Source organism: Microbacterium sp. AC215 (genome assembly GCF_979258645.1).
Genome location: NZ_OZ409869.1, coordinates 3,330,575 through 3,347,211, shown reverse-complemented (window position 1 = coordinate 3,347,211; position 16,637 = coordinate 3,330,575). Strand labels below are relative to the sequence as shown.

Genomic DNA, 16,637 nt, shown 5'->3' with positions numbered 1-16,637 from the left:
AGCGCGGCGCGTACGGGCGCTCAGCGCGGCGCGTGCGCCTCGAGGAATTCGTACACATCCGTCGTGTCGACGCCCGGGAAGGCCCCGGTCGGCAGTGTGGCGAGCAGAGTGCGCGGGGTCCTGACGTTCGGCCAGGAGTTCTCACGCCACCGCCCTTCGAGGTCGGCGGGCGCCCGCCGGCAGCACACCTCGACCGAGTGCTTCGAGACTCCGCGATGCGGGGTGTCGCGCCCGACGAACCACTTCGTGTCGTCGAATCGCACGCCGACGCTGACCGAGTGCAGTCCCTCACTCGACGCCTCGACGCGGGCCGTGCACCAGTAGGTGCCGTTGCCCGTGTCCGTGTACTGGTAGTACGGGTTGAAGCGGTCGTCCTCGTCGAACACCACGCGGCTGGTCCATCGGCGGCAGCACATCTGCCCCTCGATCGATCCGAGGCGATCGGTCGGGAAGTTCACGTCATCGTTCTCGTACGCCTTCGTGATCGTGCCCGACTCGTGCACCTTGAGGAAGTGCACGGGGATGTCGAGGTGGCGCGTCGCGAGGTTCGTGAATCGGTGCGCAGCGGTCTCGTACGACACCGAGTACGCGTCGCGCAGATCCTCGATCGAGATCGCCCTGCGCGTCTTCGCATCCTTCAGCGCCGGCACGACGTGGGCCTCCGGCACCAGCAGCGCCCCGGTGAGGTAGTTCGTCTCGACGCGCTGGCGCAGGAACTCGGCATAGCTGCGCGGCTCGGAGTGACCGAGGATGCGGCTGGACAGCGCCTGCAGCACCGCGGTCCGTGCGTCGCCCTTGGCCGGGACGCTGCTCGAGAGGTACAGACGTCCGTTCGCGAGGTCGGCGACGCTGCGGGTGGTCTGCGGCAGGTCCGGGGCGTAGTGCAGGGTGAATCCGAGGTACGCGGCGATCTCGGAGGCCGTCCGCTGGGTGAGGGGTCCGCCAGGGTGCCCGACCGCCGCGAGGATCTCCGCCGCCTTCGTCTCGAGATCGGCGAAGTGGTTGTCCTGCCGCCGCATGAGGTGGCGGAGCTCGACGTTCGCGCGCCTGGCCTCCTCGGGAGTGGCCGCGCGCTCATCCTTGAGTCGGTCGATCTCGCCGTGCAGTGCGAGCAGGGCCTTGAGCGCGTCCGTCGGCATGCTCTTCGCGATCCGGAAGGGCTCGATGCCGAGAGCCTGGAAGGTCTGCCCCTTCATGGCCCGTTCGAGGGCGATCTCGATCGCACTGCGTTCATCGAGCGGCTCGCCCTCGAGCAGCGCGTCGATCGTGACGCCGAGAGCGCGCGCGATCGACTGCAGCTGCGTGAGCTTGGGCTCGCGCTTGCCCGTCTCGATCATCGACATCTGGCTGGGCGCTCGATCGACCGCCGCCGCGAGGTCGTCGAGGGTCATCCCGCGCGCCGTGCGCAGCTGACGGATGCGGCGTCCGATCGTGAGGGCGTCGGCGTCTTCTTCGACCGCTGGAGTGCTCATGCGGCCGATTCTGTCACAGAAACAGAATTTCGGCTGATCTTCACTCCCCAATTGGCCATCGAAGGGTGCGAACTTCACACACAGTGGAAACACGCCACCCGGCTTCACGATCCGGGCATCCAACGGAGGAGACACCATGACGAACACCGCCCAGAACCACACCCCTCGCCCCGCAGGGCTGCGCGCCGGGGACCAGGTTCAGACGGCCGCCGAGCTCCGGGAGATCTGGGAGACGGATCCCCGCTGGGACGGCGTCGAGCGCACGTACACGGCAGAGGACGTCATCCGCGTCCGCGGCTCGGTCCGCGAGGACGCGACGCTCGCGCACCGCGGAGCCGAGAACCTGTGGAACCTGCTGCACACCGAGGACTACGTCCGGGCACTGGGCGCCTACACAGGCGGGCAGGCGGTGCAGCAGGTGCGGGCGGGCCTCAAGGCCATCTACCTCTCGGGCTGGCAGGTCGCGGCCGACGGCAACCTCGCCGGTCAGACCTACCCCGACCAGTCGCTGTACCCCGCCAACTCGGTGCCCGCGGTCGTGCGTCGCATCAACAACGCGCTGATCCGTCAGGACCAGCTCGAGCACGCCGAGGGCGACGTCACGCAGGACTGGCTCGCGCCGATCGTCGCCGACGCCGAGGCGGGCTTCGGAGGACCGCTCAACGCCTACGAGCTCGCGCAGTCGCTGATCCAGGCCGGTGCCGCAGCCATCCACTGGGAGGACCAGCTCGCGAGCGAGAAGAAGTGCGGCCACCTCGGCGGAAAGGTGCTCGTGCCGACGCAGCAGCACATCCGCACCCTGAACGCCGCGCGTCTCGCCGCCGACGTGGCCGGAGTCCCGACGGTGATCATCGCCAGGACGGATGCTCTCGCGGCCGACCTGCTCACCAGCGATGTCGACGAGCGCGACCAGCAGTTCACCACCGGCGAGCGCACGACCGAGGGCTTCTACCGCATCCGCGCCGGCATCGAGTCGGTCATCAGCCGAGGCCTCGCATTCGCGCCCTACGCCGATCTGCTGTGGGTCGAGACGGGTGAACCCGACATCGAGCTGGCACGTGAGTTCGCCGCCGCGATCCATGCCGAGTTCCCGGGCAAGCTGCTCGCCTACAACTGCTCACCGAGCTTCAACTGGAAGCGCCACCTGTCGGACGCCGAGATCGCGACGTTCCAGCAGGAGCTGGCTGACCTGGGCTACAAGTTCCAGTTCATCACGCTCGCCGGCTTCCACGCCCTGAACCACTCGATGTTCGACCTCGCCCGTGGCTACGCCGAACGCGCCATGAGCGCGTACGTCGAGCTGCAGGAGGCCGAGTTCGCCGCGGAGGCGAACGGCTACACCGCCACCAAGCACCAGCGCGAGGCGGGCACCGGCTACTTCGACGTCATCTCTACCGCGCTCAACCCCGACAGCGCGACCCTCGCCCTCGCCGGCTCCACCGAAGCCGCGCAGTTCCACTGAGCCACTTGTGAAGGACACACGATCATGACCACTCCCATCGCTCCCCCGACCACCAGCCCGACCACGGCTCCGATCCAGACCACGCAGCAGGGTCCGGCGATCGCGGTCACCGGTCCGCTGCGCGACCGCTACGACGAGATCCTCACCCCCGAGGCGACCGCGTTCCTCACCGAGCTGCACCACCGGTTCGCCTCGCGCCGCCACGATCGGCTCGCCGACCGGATGCGCCGTCGGTTCGAGATCGGCAACGGCCACGACCCGCGCTTCCGCGACGATACCGCGCACATCCGCGCGGATGCCGACTGGCGGGTCGCAGGCGCGGGGCCGGGTCTCGAGGACCGCCGCGTCGAGATCACGGGTCCGACCGACCCGAAGATGACGATCAACGCGCTGAACTCGGGTGCTCGCGTGTGGCTCGCCGACCAGGAGGATGCCACGAGTCCGACCTGGAAGAACGTCGTCGAGGGGCAGCTGTCGCTGCGCGACGCGATCCGCGGCGAGCTGTCCTTCCGCTCCCCCGAAGGCAAGGAGTACCACGTCACCGCCGAGCGCACACCGACGATCGTGATGCGTCCGCGTGGCTGGCATCTGCCGGAGAAGCACCTGCAGTTCACCGACCGCGCGGGGCGCCGCACGGCGGCATCCGGCTCGCTCGTCGACTTCGGCCTGTACTTCTTCCACAACGCGCAGGAGCTCATCGCGAACGGTCGGGGCCCCTACTTCTACATCGCGAAGATCGAGTCGAGCGAGGAGGCGAAGCTGTGGGACGACGTGTTCTCCTTCAGCGAGGAGTACATCGGCATCCCGCACGGCACCGTCCGCGCGACCGTGCTGATCGAGACCCTGCCCGCGGCCTTCGAGATGGACGAGATCCTCTACGAGCTGCGCGACCACTGCGCGGGTCTCAACGCCGGGCGCTGGGACTACATCTTCTCGATCATCAAGAACTACCGCGGCCGCGGCGCGCGTTTCGTGCTCCCCGACCGCAGTGAGGTCACGATGACGGTGCCGTTCATGCGGGCGTACACCGAGCTGCTCGTGCAGACCTGCCACAAGCGGGGCGCCTACGCGATCGGCGGCATGAGCGCCTTCATCCCGAACCGCCGCGACCCCGAGGTGACCGAGCGGGCGATCGAGAAGGTCTCCGCCGACAAGAAGCGCGAGGCCGGCGACGGCTTCGACGGCACGTGGGTCGCGCACCCCGATCTGGTCCCCACAGCGCTGGCCGAGTTCGACGCCGTGCTCGGCGACCACCCGAACCAGGTCGGCCGCCAGCGCCCCGAGGTCATGGTGACCGCGTCGCAGCTGCTCGACCTGCACATCGGGCGGCCGATCACCGCGCAGGGTGTGCGCGACAACGTGTCGGTGGCCATCCGCTACCTCGAGGCATGGCTGCGAGGGCTTGGCGCCGTGGCGATCGACAACCTGATGGAGGATGCCGCGACGGCGGAGATCAGCCGTTCGCAGGTGTGGCAGTGGATCCACCAGGACCGCTCCACCGAGGACGGCACCGCGATCACCGCCGACTACGTCGAGAGCCTGATCGCGGAGGTCCTCGGCGAGGTCGACCGGCACGACGGCGACAGGTTCGACGATGCCGCCTCGGTGTTCCGCGACGTCGCCCTGCAGGAGGAGTTCCCGGCGTTCCTCACACTCGGCGCCTACAGCAGGTTCCTCGTCGAGGAGGCCTGAGACTCTGACGAGGAGCCCCTCGGATGCCGCCATCGGCAGCCGAGGGGCTCCTCGTGCGTGATGCGGAGGACCGCCGGAGCCCGCCGCCGCCGGCGGGCGTAGCCTGAGAACATGAGCGACGTGTGGTCCGACATCTCGTCCGAGTTCCTTCACCTCTACCCGCGAGGGCGCCGACTGATCGCGGTCGCCGGAGCGGATGCCGAGCGCTCGCGTCGAGCGGCGGACGACCTCGCGACGGCGCTGATCGCCGCCGGGCAGCACGTCGAGCGTGCGCACAGCGCGGATGCCGATGAAGCGGCGTTGCGCGGCGACGTGATCGCTCCGTTCCGCACCGGCTCCGATCCGGCGACGGTCCTGATCGTCTCGGGCCCGGCAGCGCTGCTCAGCCCGACGGCGAGGGGCATCTGGAACTTCATCGTGTGGCAGCTCGCCGATGATGAGTCCCCGCACTCGATCGCCGGCGCGATCGTCGACGTGACGGACCCGGCGGCTCCGACGCGGCGTTTCGCCGACTACTGCGCGCTGCCTTCCTCGTTCGGCGCGTGACGCCGAGGGGGATTCGCGGGTGCCCCGGTCTCCCCTGACCGAAGCACCCGCACGTCCACCCGCGCCCTCGCGCAGGTGGTCCGTCATGCCCGACGCTTTCGCGCCTGTCCCCCGAACTTCCGGACGGGCGATCCCGCCGCGTCCGGAAGCCGTGACGGCCGATGCGCCAGGAGCGGAGCTCCGTCGCGATCTGCCGTCATGGCCCGCCTGGGGACACGGGCAGGTTCAGGTTAGGAGCGGCTCCGACGATCCGGAAGCGCCGCAGGACGTTGCGTCACCCGGTGCGCTCGGCCCGGCACGCAGAACCCGCGTTGGCACCAGATTCGCGATCATGTGTCACTCTCCGTCGGGGTCGGCGAAGCAGCCGGACCGCACACGGCAGGCCCGCGCGGGCGCGCGCGTCGGTCCGCGACGGACAGCCCCGACCGGGTCGGCCCGATGGGCCGGCCTCGGTCAGGCGGTCGGGGCGGACTGCTCGTCGCTGAGCAGCATCGCCTCGGCGAGACGCGGCGGCTGCGTGCGGGCCGCGAGGCGGAAGGCACTGGGACTGTGCCCCACGTGCCGGGAGAACTGGGCCCGAAGCGCGGACGCGTCGGCGAAACCGGAGCGGGCTGCGACCGCCGCAAGGTCCTGCGGGGGCGTCGACAGCAGCTCTTCGCGCGCCGTCACGAGACGCCGACGCAGCAAGCGGTTCGCGGGGCTCTCGTCGGCACCTTCATACAGGCGGAACAGCTGGCGACGGCTGACGTGCAGGTCGGCGGCGAGCTCTGCGATGCCGAATGCCGGATCACGATGCCGCCGCTCGATGATGCGCCCCGCCTCCGCGCGGAACTCACTCGTCCGGCTGGTCTCGCCGTCGCCGGGGAACTGTCGGAAGAGCCCTCGCACGAGCGCGATCAGCGCCGCCTCGGTGCCGGCGAGCGCCCCCTGACCCTGATCCGGATCCTGCGCCCACTCGAACAGCATCCGCGCGAGCGAGGCTCCCGCTGCCCGGGTGAGTGGGGTGTCCGGGAACATGTCGGCCCCTCGAGCGAGGACGTGCCGATAGCCGGGGAGGGCCGCCACGGGAACGACGACCCCGGTCGAGTTGGTGACCCCGAACTGCTCGACGGCCGATGGGCCCAGGCTCGACATGAAGCCGACGCGGCCGACGCCCATCGCCTGCACCCCCGCCGCGGTGTTCAGGCGCTGCCCGCCCTGCTGCACCATCCCGACGATGATGATGTCCTCGTCCTCGGCGATCGCTCGCTCGTAGCTCACGGTGTGCGCCGTCTCGAGGGTGCTGTAGAGCATGGTCGAGCCGATGGACCTGCGAAGCAGCGCCGCCTCGAACGCATCCGGGTCGTCGGCCTTCATCGCGCCGAAGTTCGACAGCTGCAGCATGCCGATTCGACCGTCGAGGCGAATGACCTGCTCGGAGAACCACGAGGGAAACGCGAGCGTCTCGGCGCCTCCGATCGATGACGACCACAGTCCGCCCGAAAGCCGGGCGAGCCAGCCGGCCAACTCCGCGTCGTCGATCATTCGCCCCATCGCAACCCCCAGCGGAAGCCCGCCGCGTGCGCATCGGCTGCTCCGTCCCCGCCCTCACCCTAGGTTCGCGCCAGGAGCCATGCAATATACGTTGCGTGCGCCCGCGACAGCGGCGCGCCGCCAGCCGTTTTGCGGGTCAGCGGAACGACGCAGCCACCGAGTTGCGGTGGTAGTCGAACACGATGCTGGTCCTGGTCGAGGCGACGCTGCTCTGGGCCGAGAGATGCTCGAGCACGAACTCGCGCATCTCCGATGAGTCGGCCACCGCGATGTGCAGGAGGAAGTCGTCGTCCCCGCCGAGGAAGAAGACCTGGATCACCTGCGGCAGGGCGCGCACACGGTCGGCGAACTCGACGATGCTCTCGCGCCGAGCGCTCGGTCGAAGGCTCACTCCGATGATGGCCTGCAGGCCGGCGCCCAGCTTCCGCTCGTCGACGCTGGCATGGAAGCCGCTGATGACTCCGCGTTCGACGAGTGCGCGCAGACGCGCGTGCGCGGTCGACGGCGCGACTCCGAGGTGACCCGCGAGCTCGGCGTTCGTCATCCGACCGTCCGCGCTCAGCAGCTGTACGATCCTCGCATCGATCGCGTCGAGCGCCGGCGCCCGAAGGGTATTCGGCTGAGGGGTTTCGGGTGACGTCTCCATACGAACGATTATGCAGGAATCAGCCGAAGCGCGAATCTTCTTCAGGCATTCTGTCGAATGATCGAAGTTTCTGCGATTCTGAAATGCACTCACGCAACCGTCACTTGGAGGATCGATGAAGATCGGCGTGCCGACCGAGGTCAAGAACAACGAGAACCGCACCGCGCTCACCCCCGCAGGCGCAGACCGTCTGGTGCACGAGGGCCACCGCGTGCTCGTACAGTCCGGAGCGGGCGTCGGTTCAGGCATCTCCGATGAGGCCTACCGGATAGCCGGTGCCGAGATCGTCGACACCGCCGAGGAGACCTGGGGCGAGGCGGAGCTGCTCATCAAGGTCAAGGAGCCGATCGCCCAGGAGTACGGGTTCCTGCGCTCGGATCTCACCCTCTTCACCTACCTGCATCTCGCCGCCGACCGGGCGCTGACCACGGCGCTCGTCGACGCGGGCACCACCGCCGTCGCCTACGAGACGGTGCAGCTGCCCGACCGCAGCCTCCCTCTGCTCGTGCCGATGAGCGAGATCGCGGGGCGCCTGTCCGTGACGATGGGGTCATACTCCCTCATGCGATCCGCAGGAGGACGGGGCGTGCTCATGGGAGGCATCGCGGGCGCACCGCGCGCCAAGACCGTCGTGATCGGCGGCGGTGTCGCCGGTGAGCACGCGGCCGCGAACGCGCTCGGGCTCGGATCACAGGTGACCGTCATCGACATCTCGCTGCCGCGACTCCGCGAGCTCGAGCACCGCTACGGCGGTGCTCTGCAGACTCGCGCGTCGAGCCGGTACGACATCGCCGAAGAGCTCGCGACGGCCGACCTGGTCATCGGATCCGTGCTCATCCCCGGGGCTGCGGCGCCGAAGCTCGTGACCGACGACATGGTCGCGACCATGAAGCCCGGATCCGTGCTGGTCGACATCGCCATCGACCAGGGCGGATGCTTCGAAGGCTCGCGCCCCACGACGCACGACGACCCGACGTTCGCGGTGCACGATTCGATCTACTACTGCGTCGCGAACATGCCGGGCGCGGTGCCCGAGACGGCCACGCGGGCATTGACCAATGCCACGCTCCCCTATGTCTCGGCGATCGCCGGCAAGGGGTGGGAGCGTGCAGCAGCCGACGACGCCGCACTGGCCCAGGGCCTCAACGTCCAGGGCGGCCGCATCACCTTGGATGCCGTCGCGCGCGCGCACGGCATGCACACCGCCTGAGCGGAGAGCATCAGCACGAAAGAACCGTGATTCTTGACGACCATTCACCCGTCATCGGCGGGGTCGACCCGGGTACGCTCGTAGTCGTGACCGAACGCGCTCCTCTCTCCCGCAAGCTCTCCGCCATCGCCGAATCCGCGACCCTCAAGGTCGACGCCAAGGCCAAGGCACTCAAGGCCGAAGGCAAGCCGATCATCTCGTACGCCGCCGGCGAGCCCGATTTCGCGACCCCGCAGTTCATCGTCGACGCGGCCGCCGAGGCGCTCGCCGATCCCGCCAGCTACCGGTACACCCCGGCTCCGGGCCTGCCCGCGCTGCGCGAGGCGATCGCCGCGAAGACGCTGCGTGACTCCGGCCTCGAGGTCTCGCCGAGCCAGGTCATCGTGACCAACGGCGGCAAGCAGTCGGTCTACCAGGCGTTCCAGGCGGTGGTGAACCCGGGCGACGAAGTGCTTCTGCCGGCACCGTACTGGACGACCTACCCCGAGGCGATCCGTCTTGCGGACGGCACGCCCGTCGAGGTCTTCGCGGGCGCCGATCAGGACTACAAGGTCACCGTCGACCAGCTCGAGGCCGCTCGCACCGAGCGCACGACCGCGCTCGTGTTCGTGTCGCCCTCCAACCCCACCGGATCCGTGTACACGGCCGAGGAGACGGCGGCGATCGGCGAGTGGGCACTCGAGCACGGCATCTGGGTCATCTCCGACGAGATCTACCAGAACCTCACCTATGAGGGCGTCAAGGCGACCTCCATCGTCGAGGCTGTGCCCGCGGTGGCGGGGCAGACGATCCTCGTCAACGGCGTCGCGAAGACCTACGCCATGACCGGCTGGCGCGTGGGCTGGATGGTCGGACCGGCGGATGCCATCAAGGTCGCCGCGAACCTGCAGTCCCACCTGTCGAGCAACGTCAACAACGTCGCACAGAAGGCGGCGATCGCTGCCCTCAACGGGCCCCAGACCGAAGCCGAGCAGTTCCGCGAGGCGTTCGACCGCCGCCGCCGCCTCATCGTGTCCGAACTGTCGAAGATCGACGGACTCGTGGTGCCGAACCCGCTGGGCGCCTTCTACGTCTACCCCGACGTGCAGGGTCTGCTCGGACGCACGTGGGGCGGCAAGACGCCGACGACCTCGCTCGAGCTCGCCGACCTCATCCTCGAGCAGGCCGAGGTGGCCGTCGTCCCGGGCGAGGCATTCGGTCCCTCTGGGTACATCCGCATGTCGTACGCGCTCGGCGACGACCAGCTCCTCGAGGGTGTGCAGCGACTGCAGCGTCTGTTCGCCTGAGGCCGGTCTGCGACGAGATCACTCCTCGTCGTGGAAGCCGATCAGCCAGCGGATGCCGTAGCGGTCGGTGACGGTGCCGTCGTAGTCACCCCACACGCGCTTCTGCAGGGCGTCGGTCACTCGGCCATGCTCTGACAGCCGGTCGAACCAGCTCGTCAGCGTCGACGCGTCGGCGGTGCCGAGCAGAGAGAGGAACATCCCGCTCATCTGCACGGCATCGTCGTCCGCACCGGCATCCGCTCCCGCCAGTTCGACCGGTCCTGAGAGCTGCCCGTGGGCGACCGCATCGGCCGGACCGTCTGCACGACCCGCACTGGCATAGTCGACGAGCTGAAGCTCTCCTCCGAAGACGTCACGGTAGTGCTCCAGCGCTTCGGCCGCGTTTCCGGGAAACAGCAGGTACGGGATCAGTCCGCTCATGCCGCGAGTGTACGGCGAACGGGCGACGTTGTCAGGCGGGCGCGGGCTCGCTGCGTCGCGACTCAGAGCTCGACGCCGAGCAGCACGGGCTCCGGCTGCAGCACGAGACCGAACTCCGAATGGACGCGGTTCTGGATGAATCGTGCGAGCTCCGAGACCTCGGCCGCTGTCGCCCCGCCCCGGTTGGTGAGGGCGAGCGCGTGCTTCGTCGAGACCGAGGCGCGCGAGCGCGGCAGCTTGAACCCCTTGCGGATTCCGGCCTGCTCGATCAGCCACGCTGCGCTCACCTTGACGTCGGGGGCCTCCGGCTTGGCGGGAGGGACATACCCGTCGTACGAGGCGAGCGGGATCACCGTGACGGTATCCAGATCCGGGGTCACCGGCCACCGCGGGCACTCGGGCGGCAGAGCACGGGCCACGACCTCCGGCACGATCGCATTCTGGAAGAACGAGCCGACGCCATGGGTGTCCGGATCGTTCTCGTCGAGCAGCATCCCCTTCGAGGCGCGGGTGGCGAGGATCCGCTCGCGCACCCAGGTCAGCGGCACCGGGGCGTCGGAGTCCAGACCCAGCGCCCTCCTGAGCTGCTCGCCGCGCACCACGCGCTCGTCAGCGACGAGAAGGTCGACCGTGACCGACAGGATGACGGCCCGACGCTGCGGCACGCTGCCGTAGTGATGCTTGAGCACGGAAGTGCGGAAACCGAGCCCCAGTTCGGATGCCGGCACCACCGATACCTCGCCGGTGGCCTCGTCGATCAGCTCGACCTCGACCAGGGTCTCCTGGATCTCCTGCCCGTACGCCCCGATGTTCTGCACGGGTGAGGCGCCGACGGTGCCCGGGATGCCGCTCATCGCCTCGAGACCGGCGTAACCGTGCTCGACCGCATAGGCGACGAGATCGTCCCAGCCATGCCCGGCCTGCACACGCAGCCTGATGCGTCCCGCGTGCGGCGAGGGCAGCTCCTCGATGCCGCGGGTGAGGACGCGGATGACCGTCCCCTCGAACGACTCGTCGCCGATGAACAGGTTGGATCCTCCGCCCAGCACGAACCACTCGTCGCCGCGTGACCACACATCGGTGAGCGCGTCGATCAGCTCCGCCGTGGTCGATGCCTCGAGCATGCGCTCCGGGGCGCCTCCCGTGCGCAGGGTCGTGAGAGTCGCGAGCCTCAGCGGCTCGACCTCGTGCACAGCGCCACCCATCAGGAGGCGACGCGCAGCTGCGCCTTGACGAGGACCGTCGTCTCAGCGAACGTGACCTTGAGATCGATCCGAGTCGATTCGTCGTCGACGGCACCGACGGTCGCGATGACGTGGAGGTCCGCTCCCTCGGTCGGGTGCACCACGACCGGCTTGGTGAAGCGCACGCCGTAGTCGAGGATCCGCGTTCCCGGTTCGAGAGCCGCGACGACCACCGACGACGCGATGCCCATCGTGAGCATGCCGTGCGCGAGCACTCCCGGCAGACCCACCTCGGCGGCGACGTCGTCCCGGTAGTGGATCGGATTGAAGTCACCCGATGCTCCTGCGTACCGCACGAGCGATTCCCGGGTGAGATGGACGGTGCGCTCCGCGACGACGTCTCCGACAGCGAACGGCATCACTCGGCTCCTTCTTCCGCGCCGACCAGCAGCACGCTGGTGGCGGTGACGACGTGCTCGCCATCGGCATCCGTGATCTCGGCCGCGCTGGTGATCATGGCGTTTCCGCCCATCATGCGGATGCCGGTCACGCGCAGTCGACCTGTGAGCTCGTCACCCGCGACGATGGGGCGCGAGTACGCGAACTTCTGCTCGGCGTGGATCGTGCGCGCCAGGACGATGCCGGAGTCCGGTTCGGCGAGGAGCTGCTGGAGGGTGTGGTCCTGGATGACCATCGCGAACGTCGGGGGCGCGACGACGTCGGCGAAACCGGCTGCGCGAGCCGCCTCGACGTCGGTGTGCTGCGGTGCGTCGGCGAAGACGGCACGCGCGAACTCACGCACCTTCTCACGGCCGACGAGGTAGGGGGATGTCGGCGGGAACTCCCGGCCGACCAGATCTTGGTTGACTGCCACCCCTCGATCCTACTTTCTCGGTCATGGGGCACGGTGCCCGTAAGCCGGAACTAAGGGCGTTCAGTCCTTCTTCTTGCGCCCCTTGATCGCCTTCATCGCCATCTGCACCGCGATCACCACGAGGTATGCCGCGAACAGCATGTTGCCCACCGTGGGGTCGATCAGGGTGGCCAGCCAGGCTCCGAGCGCGGTGGTCGTGCAGGCGGAGACCCCGACGATCGCCGCGGCGACGAGATCGACGTTGTGATTGCGCAGGTTGCCGATGGTGCCCGAGATCGCGGTCGGGATCATCATGAGCAGCGACGTGCCCTTGGCCACGAGGTCGCTCGTGCCGAATGCGAGCATCAGCACGGGCACCACGATCACGCCCCCGCCGACACCGATCAGACCGGCGAGGACTCCGGTGCCGACTCCGACCGCGAGCAGCGCGAGCCCGTTGAGCAGCTCCAGCTCGAACTCGGCGTCGCGCGAAGGGACGACCAGGAACAGGCTCACGATCACGATCACCAGGAAGCCGACGAAGAACCAGCGCAGCACCGTCTGCGAGATCTTCGGCAGCAGCCGCGTGCCGATCTGCGCACCCACCACGGCGCCTGCCGCCAGGATCAGAGCGGGGATCCACGCCACCGATCCGTTGATCGCGTAGGAGATCACGCCCACCGTCGCCGTCGGGACGATCGCGGCGAGCGACGTGCCGGCGCCGAGACGCTGATTGAAATGCAGGAAGAGCACGAGCAGCGGAACGATCACCGTGCCGCCGCCGACGCCGAAGAGGCCGGAGAGGAGGCCTGCGATCAGGCCGATTCCGATGAATGCCGTATAGGCGCGAGGCCCTCTGCTCGGGGTCTCTGCATCGCTCACCGGATCAGCCTACTCTCCGCCGCACCGGCACCTCGGTCATGTGTCCTCCATACCCCTGGGACCGGGTCTCCTCCTGTGCGACACTGGATCGCATCAGACGGCGTCGTCGATGACCCGGATCGAAGGAGATCTCATGGTGCGCAGTTCCTATCCCGATGTCGAGATCCCCGCGGTCTCGATCCACCAGTTCCTCTTCGGAGACGTCGAGGAAGACCGTCTCGACGCGGTCGCCCTCGTCGACGGAGTCAGCGGCGCCACCACGACCTACCGTCAGCTGATCGCCCAGATCGACCTCTTCGCGGGCGCGCTCGCAGCGCGAGGGGTGGACGTCGGGACGAAGGTCGGGGTCCTCTGTCCCAACATCCCCGCCTTCGCGACGGTCTTCCACGGCATCCTGCGGGCAGGAGCGACGGCGACCACGATCAACTCCCTGTACACGGCCGAGGAGATCGCGAACCAGCTGACCGATGCCGAGGCGACGTGGCTGATCACCGTCTCGCCGCTGCTGCCGGGCGCGAAGGCCGCCGCGGACGCCGTCGGACTCGCCGACGACCACGTGATCGTCCTCGACGGCGCCGAGGGGCATCCATCGCTGCCTGCCCTGCTCGGCGAGGGTCGCCCCGCTCCCGAAGTGAGCTTCGACCCGGCGACGCATCTCGCCGTACTCCCCTACTCCTCGGGAACGACCGGCCGGCCCAAGGGCGTCATGCTGACCCACCGCAACTTGATCGCGAACGTCAGCCAGTGCCGCTCGACGATCTCTCTCGGTGACGACGACCGAGTACTCGCCGTCCTGCCGTTCTTCCACATCTACGGGATGACGGTGCTGCTGAACTTCGCGCTGCGCCAGCGCGCGGCTCTTGTCACGATGCCGAAGTTCGACCTGACGGAGTTCCTCCGGGTCGTGCAGGAGCACCGGACGAGCTGGGTCTTCATCGCGCCGCCGATCGCCGTCGCGCTCGCGAAGCATCCGCTCATCGATCAGTACGACACCTCCGCGATCAAGGTCATCTTCTCGGGGGCTGCTCCGCTCGACGGCGCTCTCGCATCCGCAGTGGCCGATCGGCTGGGGTGCACGGTCTGTCAGGGCTACGGAATGACGGAGACGAGCCCGGTCACGCACGCGATCCCGTACGACCGCCCTGACATCGACCGCTCGTCCGTGGGGATGCTGCTCGCGAACACGGAGGCGCGTCTCGTCGCGGGGGACGGCTCCGATGTCACTGCGCCGGCCGAGGGCGCAAGCGATCCCGGCGAGCTCCTGATCCGCGGTCCCCAGGTGATGGCCGGATACCTCAACCGGCCGGATGCGACGGCCGAGATGCTCGACAGCGACGGCTGGCTCCACACCGGCGACGTCGCGACGGTGACGCACGACGGCATCTTCCGGATCGTCGACCGTCTCAAGGAGCTCATCAAGTACAAGGGCTACCAGGTCGCGCCGGCCGTGCTCGAAGCGGTCCTGCTCGAGCATCCGGCCATCGCCGATGCGGCCGTGATCGGCGTGCCCGACGCGGATGGGCAGGAGGTACCCAAGGCGTTCGTGGTCGCGCAGCAGGGAGCAGACCTCGACGCGGATGCGGTGATGGCGCACGTCGCCGCCCATGTCGCGCCTCATGAGAAGGTGAGGCAGGTCGAGTTCATCGACGCCATTCCCAAGTCGGCATCCGGCAAGATCCTTCGCAAGGATCTGCGCGCACGCTGAGTCCAGACGCCGGATACACGAAGAAGCCCGCCGTCCCTCACGGGGCGGCGGGCTTCTTCGAGTGAGCGAGGTGCTTACTCGGACTTCTTCTCGACAGCGTCCTCGGCGGCAGCCTCGGCTGCTTCGCCCTCGGCCTGCGACTCGGCGCCGGCCTCGACGGTCTCGTCTGCCGGAGCCTCCTCGACGGGAGCCTCCTCAGCGGGAGCCTCCTCGACGACCTCGGCCGGCTTCTCAGCCTTGGCAGCCTTCTTGGTGGACTTCGCCTTGGGGGTGACGGGCTCGAGAACGAGCTCGATCACTGCCATGGGGGCGTTGTCACCCTTGCGGTTGCCGACCTTCGTGATTCGGGTGTAGCCACCCTCACGGTCTGCGACCAGCGGGGCGATCTCGGCGAAGAGCGTGTGCACGACGCTCTTGTCGCCGATGACCGAGAGAACGCGACGACGAGCGTGCAGGTCTCCGCGCTTGGCGAAGGTGATCAGGCGCTCGGCGAGCGGACGCAGGCGCTTGGCCTTGGTCTCGGTCGTCTTGATCGACTTGTGGGTGTACAGAGCCGCCGCGAGGTTGGCAAGCAGCAGGCGCTCGTGTGCGGGGCCGCCTCCGAGGCGGGGACCCTTAGTGGGCTTGGGCATAATCGTCTAACTCCTGGTCAGAAAGGTCGGGTATCAGAAGGACTCGTCTTCGCTGCCGCCGTAGAAGTGGGCGCCGTCGAAACCGGGCACCGAATCCTTGAGCGACAGACCGAGCGAGATGAGCTTGTCGCGCACCTCGTCGACCGACTTCTGGCCGAAATTGCGGATGTTCATGAGCTGCGTCTCCGACAGGGCGACGAGCTCGGAAACAGTGTTGATGCCCTCACGCTTCAGGCAGTTGTACGAGCGGACGGAGAGGTCGAGGTCCTCGATCGGCATCGACAGCTCGCTGGAGTTCACTGCCTCCACCGGTGCCGGGCCGATCTCGATGCCCTCAGCCTCGACGTTCAGCTCGCGGGCGAGACCGAACAGCTCGGTGAGCGTCTTCGCAGCCGAAGCGACGGCGTCGCGGGGGCTGATGGCGGACTTGGTCTCGACGTCGAGGACGAGCTTGTCGAAGTCGGTGCGCTCACCCGCACGGGTGGCGTCGACGCGGTAGCTGACCTTGAGCACCGGCGAGTAGATCGAGTCGATCGGGATCTGACCGGCCTCGGCGTACTCGTTGCGGTTCTGCGTCGCCGAGACGTAGCCGCGGCCACGCTCGATCGTGAGCTCGAGCTCGAACTTCGCCGTCTCGTTGAGCGTCGCGATGACGAGCTCGGGGTTCTGGACCTCGACACCGGCCGGAGCCGAGATGTCAGCGGCGGTCACTTCGCCCGAACCGGTCTTGCGCAGATAAGCGGTGATGGGCTCGTCGCGCTCCGACGAGACCACGAGCTGCTTGATGTTGAGGATGATCTCGGTGACATCCTCCTTCACGCCGGGGATGGTGCTGAACTCGTGCAGCACGCCGTCGATGCGAACGCTGGTGACCGCGGCGCCGGGGATCGACGACAGCAGGCTGCGACGAAGCGCGTTGCCGATCGTGTATCCGAAGCCGGGCTCCAGAGGCTCGATGATGAACCGGCTACGGTTCTCGACGATCTTTTCCTCGGTCAGTGTGGGACGCTGTGCAATAAGCACTCTGTGTTCCTTTCGATCACATGCCCGCTATATGACATGTGGTGGGGTGAGGTCTTGAGTTTTGGGAGTCGATGCCCGCGCTGGCGGGCGT

General features: G+C 68.3%; 16 protein-coding genes. 6 read left to right on the top strand and 10 right to left on the bottom strand.

Annotated elements, in window-relative coordinates:
* Window positions 1–20: 20 nt before the first annotated feature.
* Complete coding sequence (locus ACZZZF_RS16285; RefSeq protein ID WP_053097458.1) at window positions 21–1,472, bottom strand: helix-turn-helix domain-containing protein; 1,452 nt, start codon at window positions 1,470–1,472, stop codon at window positions 21–23.
* A gap of 136 nt (window positions 1,473–1,608) precedes the next feature.
* Here ACZZZF_RS16285 and aceA point away from each other — a divergent pair, with 136 nt between their 5' ends.
* The 3 genes from aceA (at window position 1,609) to ACZZZF_RS16270 (ending at window position 5,172) form a co-directional block, all read left to right on the top strand.
* The gene (gene aceA, locus ACZZZF_RS16280; protein ID WP_463499585.1) at window positions 1,609–2,934 is read left to right on the top strand and encodes an isocitrate lyase; all 1,326 of its coding nucleotides are present in this window, start codon (window positions 1,609–1,611) and stop codon (window positions 2,932–2,934) included.
* 24 nt (window positions 2,935–2,958) lie between these two features.
* Window positions 2,959–4,626 (top strand): malate synthase A, encoded by a 1,668-nt coding sequence (gene aceB, locus ACZZZF_RS16275; RefSeq protein WP_463499583.1) that lies wholly within the window; start codon window positions 2,959–2,961, stop codon window positions 4,624–4,626.
* Between the two features lie 111 nt (window positions 4,627–4,737).
* A complete protein-coding gene (locus ACZZZF_RS16270; protein ID WP_053097460.1) occupies window positions 4,738–5,172 on the top strand; it encodes a hypothetical protein in 435 nt (144 codons plus the stop codon).
* Between the two features lie 453 nt (window positions 5,173–5,625).
* Here the strand turns inward: ACZZZF_RS16270 and ACZZZF_RS16265 are convergent, their stop codons facing one another.
* Window positions 5,626–6,696, bottom strand: a complete 1,071-nt coding sequence (locus ACZZZF_RS16265; RefSeq protein ID WP_463499581.1) for a helix-turn-helix domain-containing protein — start codon at window positions 6,694–6,696, stop codon at window positions 5,626–5,628.
* A 145-nt stretch (window positions 6,697–6,841) separates the two neighbouring features.
* Window positions 6,842–7,351, bottom strand: coding sequence for an Lrp/AsnC family transcriptional regulator (locus ACZZZF_RS16260; protein WP_053097462.1), 510 nt, complete (start codon window positions 7,349–7,351; stop codon window positions 6,842–6,844).
* 115 nt (window positions 7,352–7,466) lie between these two features.
* On the opposite strand from ACZZZF_RS16260, the gene ald reads away from it, so the two are divergent.
* Window positions 7,467–8,561, top strand: coding sequence for an alanine dehydrogenase (ald, locus tag ACZZZF_RS16255; protein WP_053097463.1), 1,095 nt, complete (start codon window positions 7,467–7,469; stop codon window positions 8,559–8,561).
* A gap of 86 nt (window positions 8,562–8,647) precedes the next feature.
* On the top strand, window positions 8,648–9,847 hold the full coding sequence (locus tag ACZZZF_RS16250; RefSeq protein WP_053099212.1) for a pyridoxal phosphate-dependent aminotransferase: 1,200 nt from the start codon (window positions 8,648–8,650) through the stop codon (window positions 9,845–9,847).
* Between the two features lie 18 nt (window positions 9,848–9,865).
* Here the strand turns inward: ACZZZF_RS16250 and ACZZZF_RS16245 are convergent, their stop codons facing one another.
* The 5 genes from ACZZZF_RS16245 to ACZZZF_RS16225 form a co-directional block, all read right to left on the bottom strand.
* Window positions 9,866–10,267 carry a VOC family protein gene (locus tag ACZZZF_RS16245; RefSeq protein WP_285364024.1) on the bottom strand — a complete coding sequence of 134 codons (402 nt, stop codon included), beginning with the start codon at window positions 10,265–10,267 and terminating at the stop codon, window positions 9,866–9,868.
* Between the two features lie 62 nt (window positions 10,268–10,329).
* On the bottom strand, window positions 10,330–11,472 hold the full coding sequence (locus ACZZZF_RS16240; protein WP_463499578.1) for a UDP-N-acetylmuramate dehydrogenase: 1,143 nt from the start codon (window positions 11,470–11,472) through the stop codon (window positions 10,330–10,332).
* Window positions 11,472–11,870: a MaoC/PaaZ C-terminal domain-containing protein gene (locus ACZZZF_RS16235; RefSeq protein ID WP_320490295.1), complete on the bottom strand. Its 399-nt coding sequence runs from the start codon at window positions 11,868–11,870 to the stop codon at window positions 11,472–11,474. The genes ACZZZF_RS16240 and ACZZZF_RS16235 overlap by 1 nt, the downstream gene beginning before the upstream one ends.
* Complete coding sequence (locus ACZZZF_RS16230) at window positions 11,870–12,325, bottom strand: FAS1-like dehydratase domain-containing protein (RefSeq protein WP_056279753.1); 456 nt, start codon at window positions 12,323–12,325, stop codon at window positions 11,870–11,872. The genes ACZZZF_RS16235 and ACZZZF_RS16230 overlap by 1 nt, the downstream gene beginning before the upstream one ends.
* 60 nt (window positions 12,326–12,385) lie before the next feature.
* The gene (locus tag ACZZZF_RS16225) at window positions 12,386–13,186 is read right to left on the bottom strand and encodes a sulfite exporter TauE/SafE family protein (protein ID WP_295100788.1); all 801 of its coding nucleotides are present in this window, start codon (window positions 13,184–13,186) and stop codon (window positions 12,386–12,388) included.
* 133 nt (window positions 13,187–13,319) lie between these two features.
* Between ACZZZF_RS16225 and ACZZZF_RS16220 the strand changes: the two genes are divergently transcribed.
* Complete coding sequence (locus ACZZZF_RS16220) at window positions 13,320–14,891, top strand: AMP-binding protein (RefSeq protein ID WP_463499576.1); 1,572 nt, start codon at window positions 13,320–13,322, stop codon at window positions 14,889–14,891.
* A gap of 74 nt (window positions 14,892–14,965) precedes the next feature.
* On the opposite strand, the gene rplQ is transcribed toward ACZZZF_RS16220, so the two are convergent.
* Together rplQ and ACZZZF_RS16210 are read right to left on the bottom strand one after the other, a co-directional pair.
* Window positions 14,966–15,523: a 50S ribosomal protein L17 gene (gene rplQ / locus ACZZZF_RS16215; protein WP_053097470.1), complete on the bottom strand. Its 558-nt coding sequence runs from the start codon at window positions 15,521–15,523 to the stop codon at window positions 14,966–14,968.
* Window positions 15,524–15,556: 33 nt separating this feature from the next.
* Window positions 15,557–16,546, bottom strand: coding sequence for a DNA-directed RNA polymerase subunit alpha (locus tag ACZZZF_RS16210; protein ID WP_042538798.1), 990 nt, complete (start codon window positions 16,544–16,546; stop codon window positions 15,557–15,559).
* Window positions 16,547–16,637 lie beyond the last annotated feature (91 nt).

Excerpts from the sequence above, each read along its gene's own strand:
- ACZZZF_RS16245 (WP_285364024.1), bottom strand. The coding sequence starts at position 10,267 with ATGAGCGGACTGATCCCGTACCTGCTGTTTCCCGGAAACGCGGCCGAA.
- ACZZZF_RS16235 (WP_320490295.1), bottom strand. The coding sequence starts at position 11,870 with ATGCCGTTCGCTGTCGGAGACGTCGTCGCGGAGCGCACCGTCCATCTC.
- ACZZZF_RS16240 (WP_463499578.1), bottom strand. The coding sequence starts at position 11,472 with ATGGGTGGCGCTGTGCACGAGGTCGAGCCGCTGAGGCTCGCGACTCTC.
- ACZZZF_RS16260 (WP_053097462.1), bottom strand. The coding sequence starts at position 7,351 with ATGGAGACGTCACCCGAAACCCCTCAGCCGAATACCCTTCGGGCGCCG.
- ACZZZF_RS16220 (WP_463499576.1), top strand. The coding sequence starts at position 13,320 with ATGGTGCGCAGTTCCTATCCCGATGTCGAGATCCCCGCGGTCTCGATC.
- ACZZZF_RS16265 (WP_463499581.1), bottom strand. The coding sequence starts at position 6,696 with ATGATCGACGACGCGGAGTTGGCCGGCTGGCTCGCCCGGCTTTCGGGC.
- aceB (WP_463499583.1), top strand. The coding sequence starts at position 2,959 with ATGACCACTCCCATCGCTCCCCCGACCACCAGCCCGACCACGGCTCCG.
- ald (WP_053097463.1), top strand. The coding sequence starts at position 7,467 with ATGAAGATCGGCGTGCCGACCGAGGTCAAGAACAACGAGAACCGCACC.
- aceA (WP_463499585.1), top strand. The coding sequence starts at position 1,609 with ATGACGAACACCGCCCAGAACCACACCCCTCGCCCCGCAGGGCTGCGC.
- ACZZZF_RS16270 (WP_053097460.1), top strand. The coding sequence starts at position 4,738 with ATGAGCGACGTGTGGTCCGACATCTCGTCCGAGTTCCTTCACCTCTAC.
- ACZZZF_RS16285 (WP_053097458.1), bottom strand. The coding sequence starts at position 1,472 with ATGAGCACTCCAGCGGTCGAAGAAGACGCCGACGCCCTCACGATCGGA.
- rplQ (WP_053097470.1), bottom strand. The coding sequence starts at position 15,523 with ATGCCCAAGCCCACTAAGGGTCCCCGCCTCGGAGGCGGCCCCGCACAC.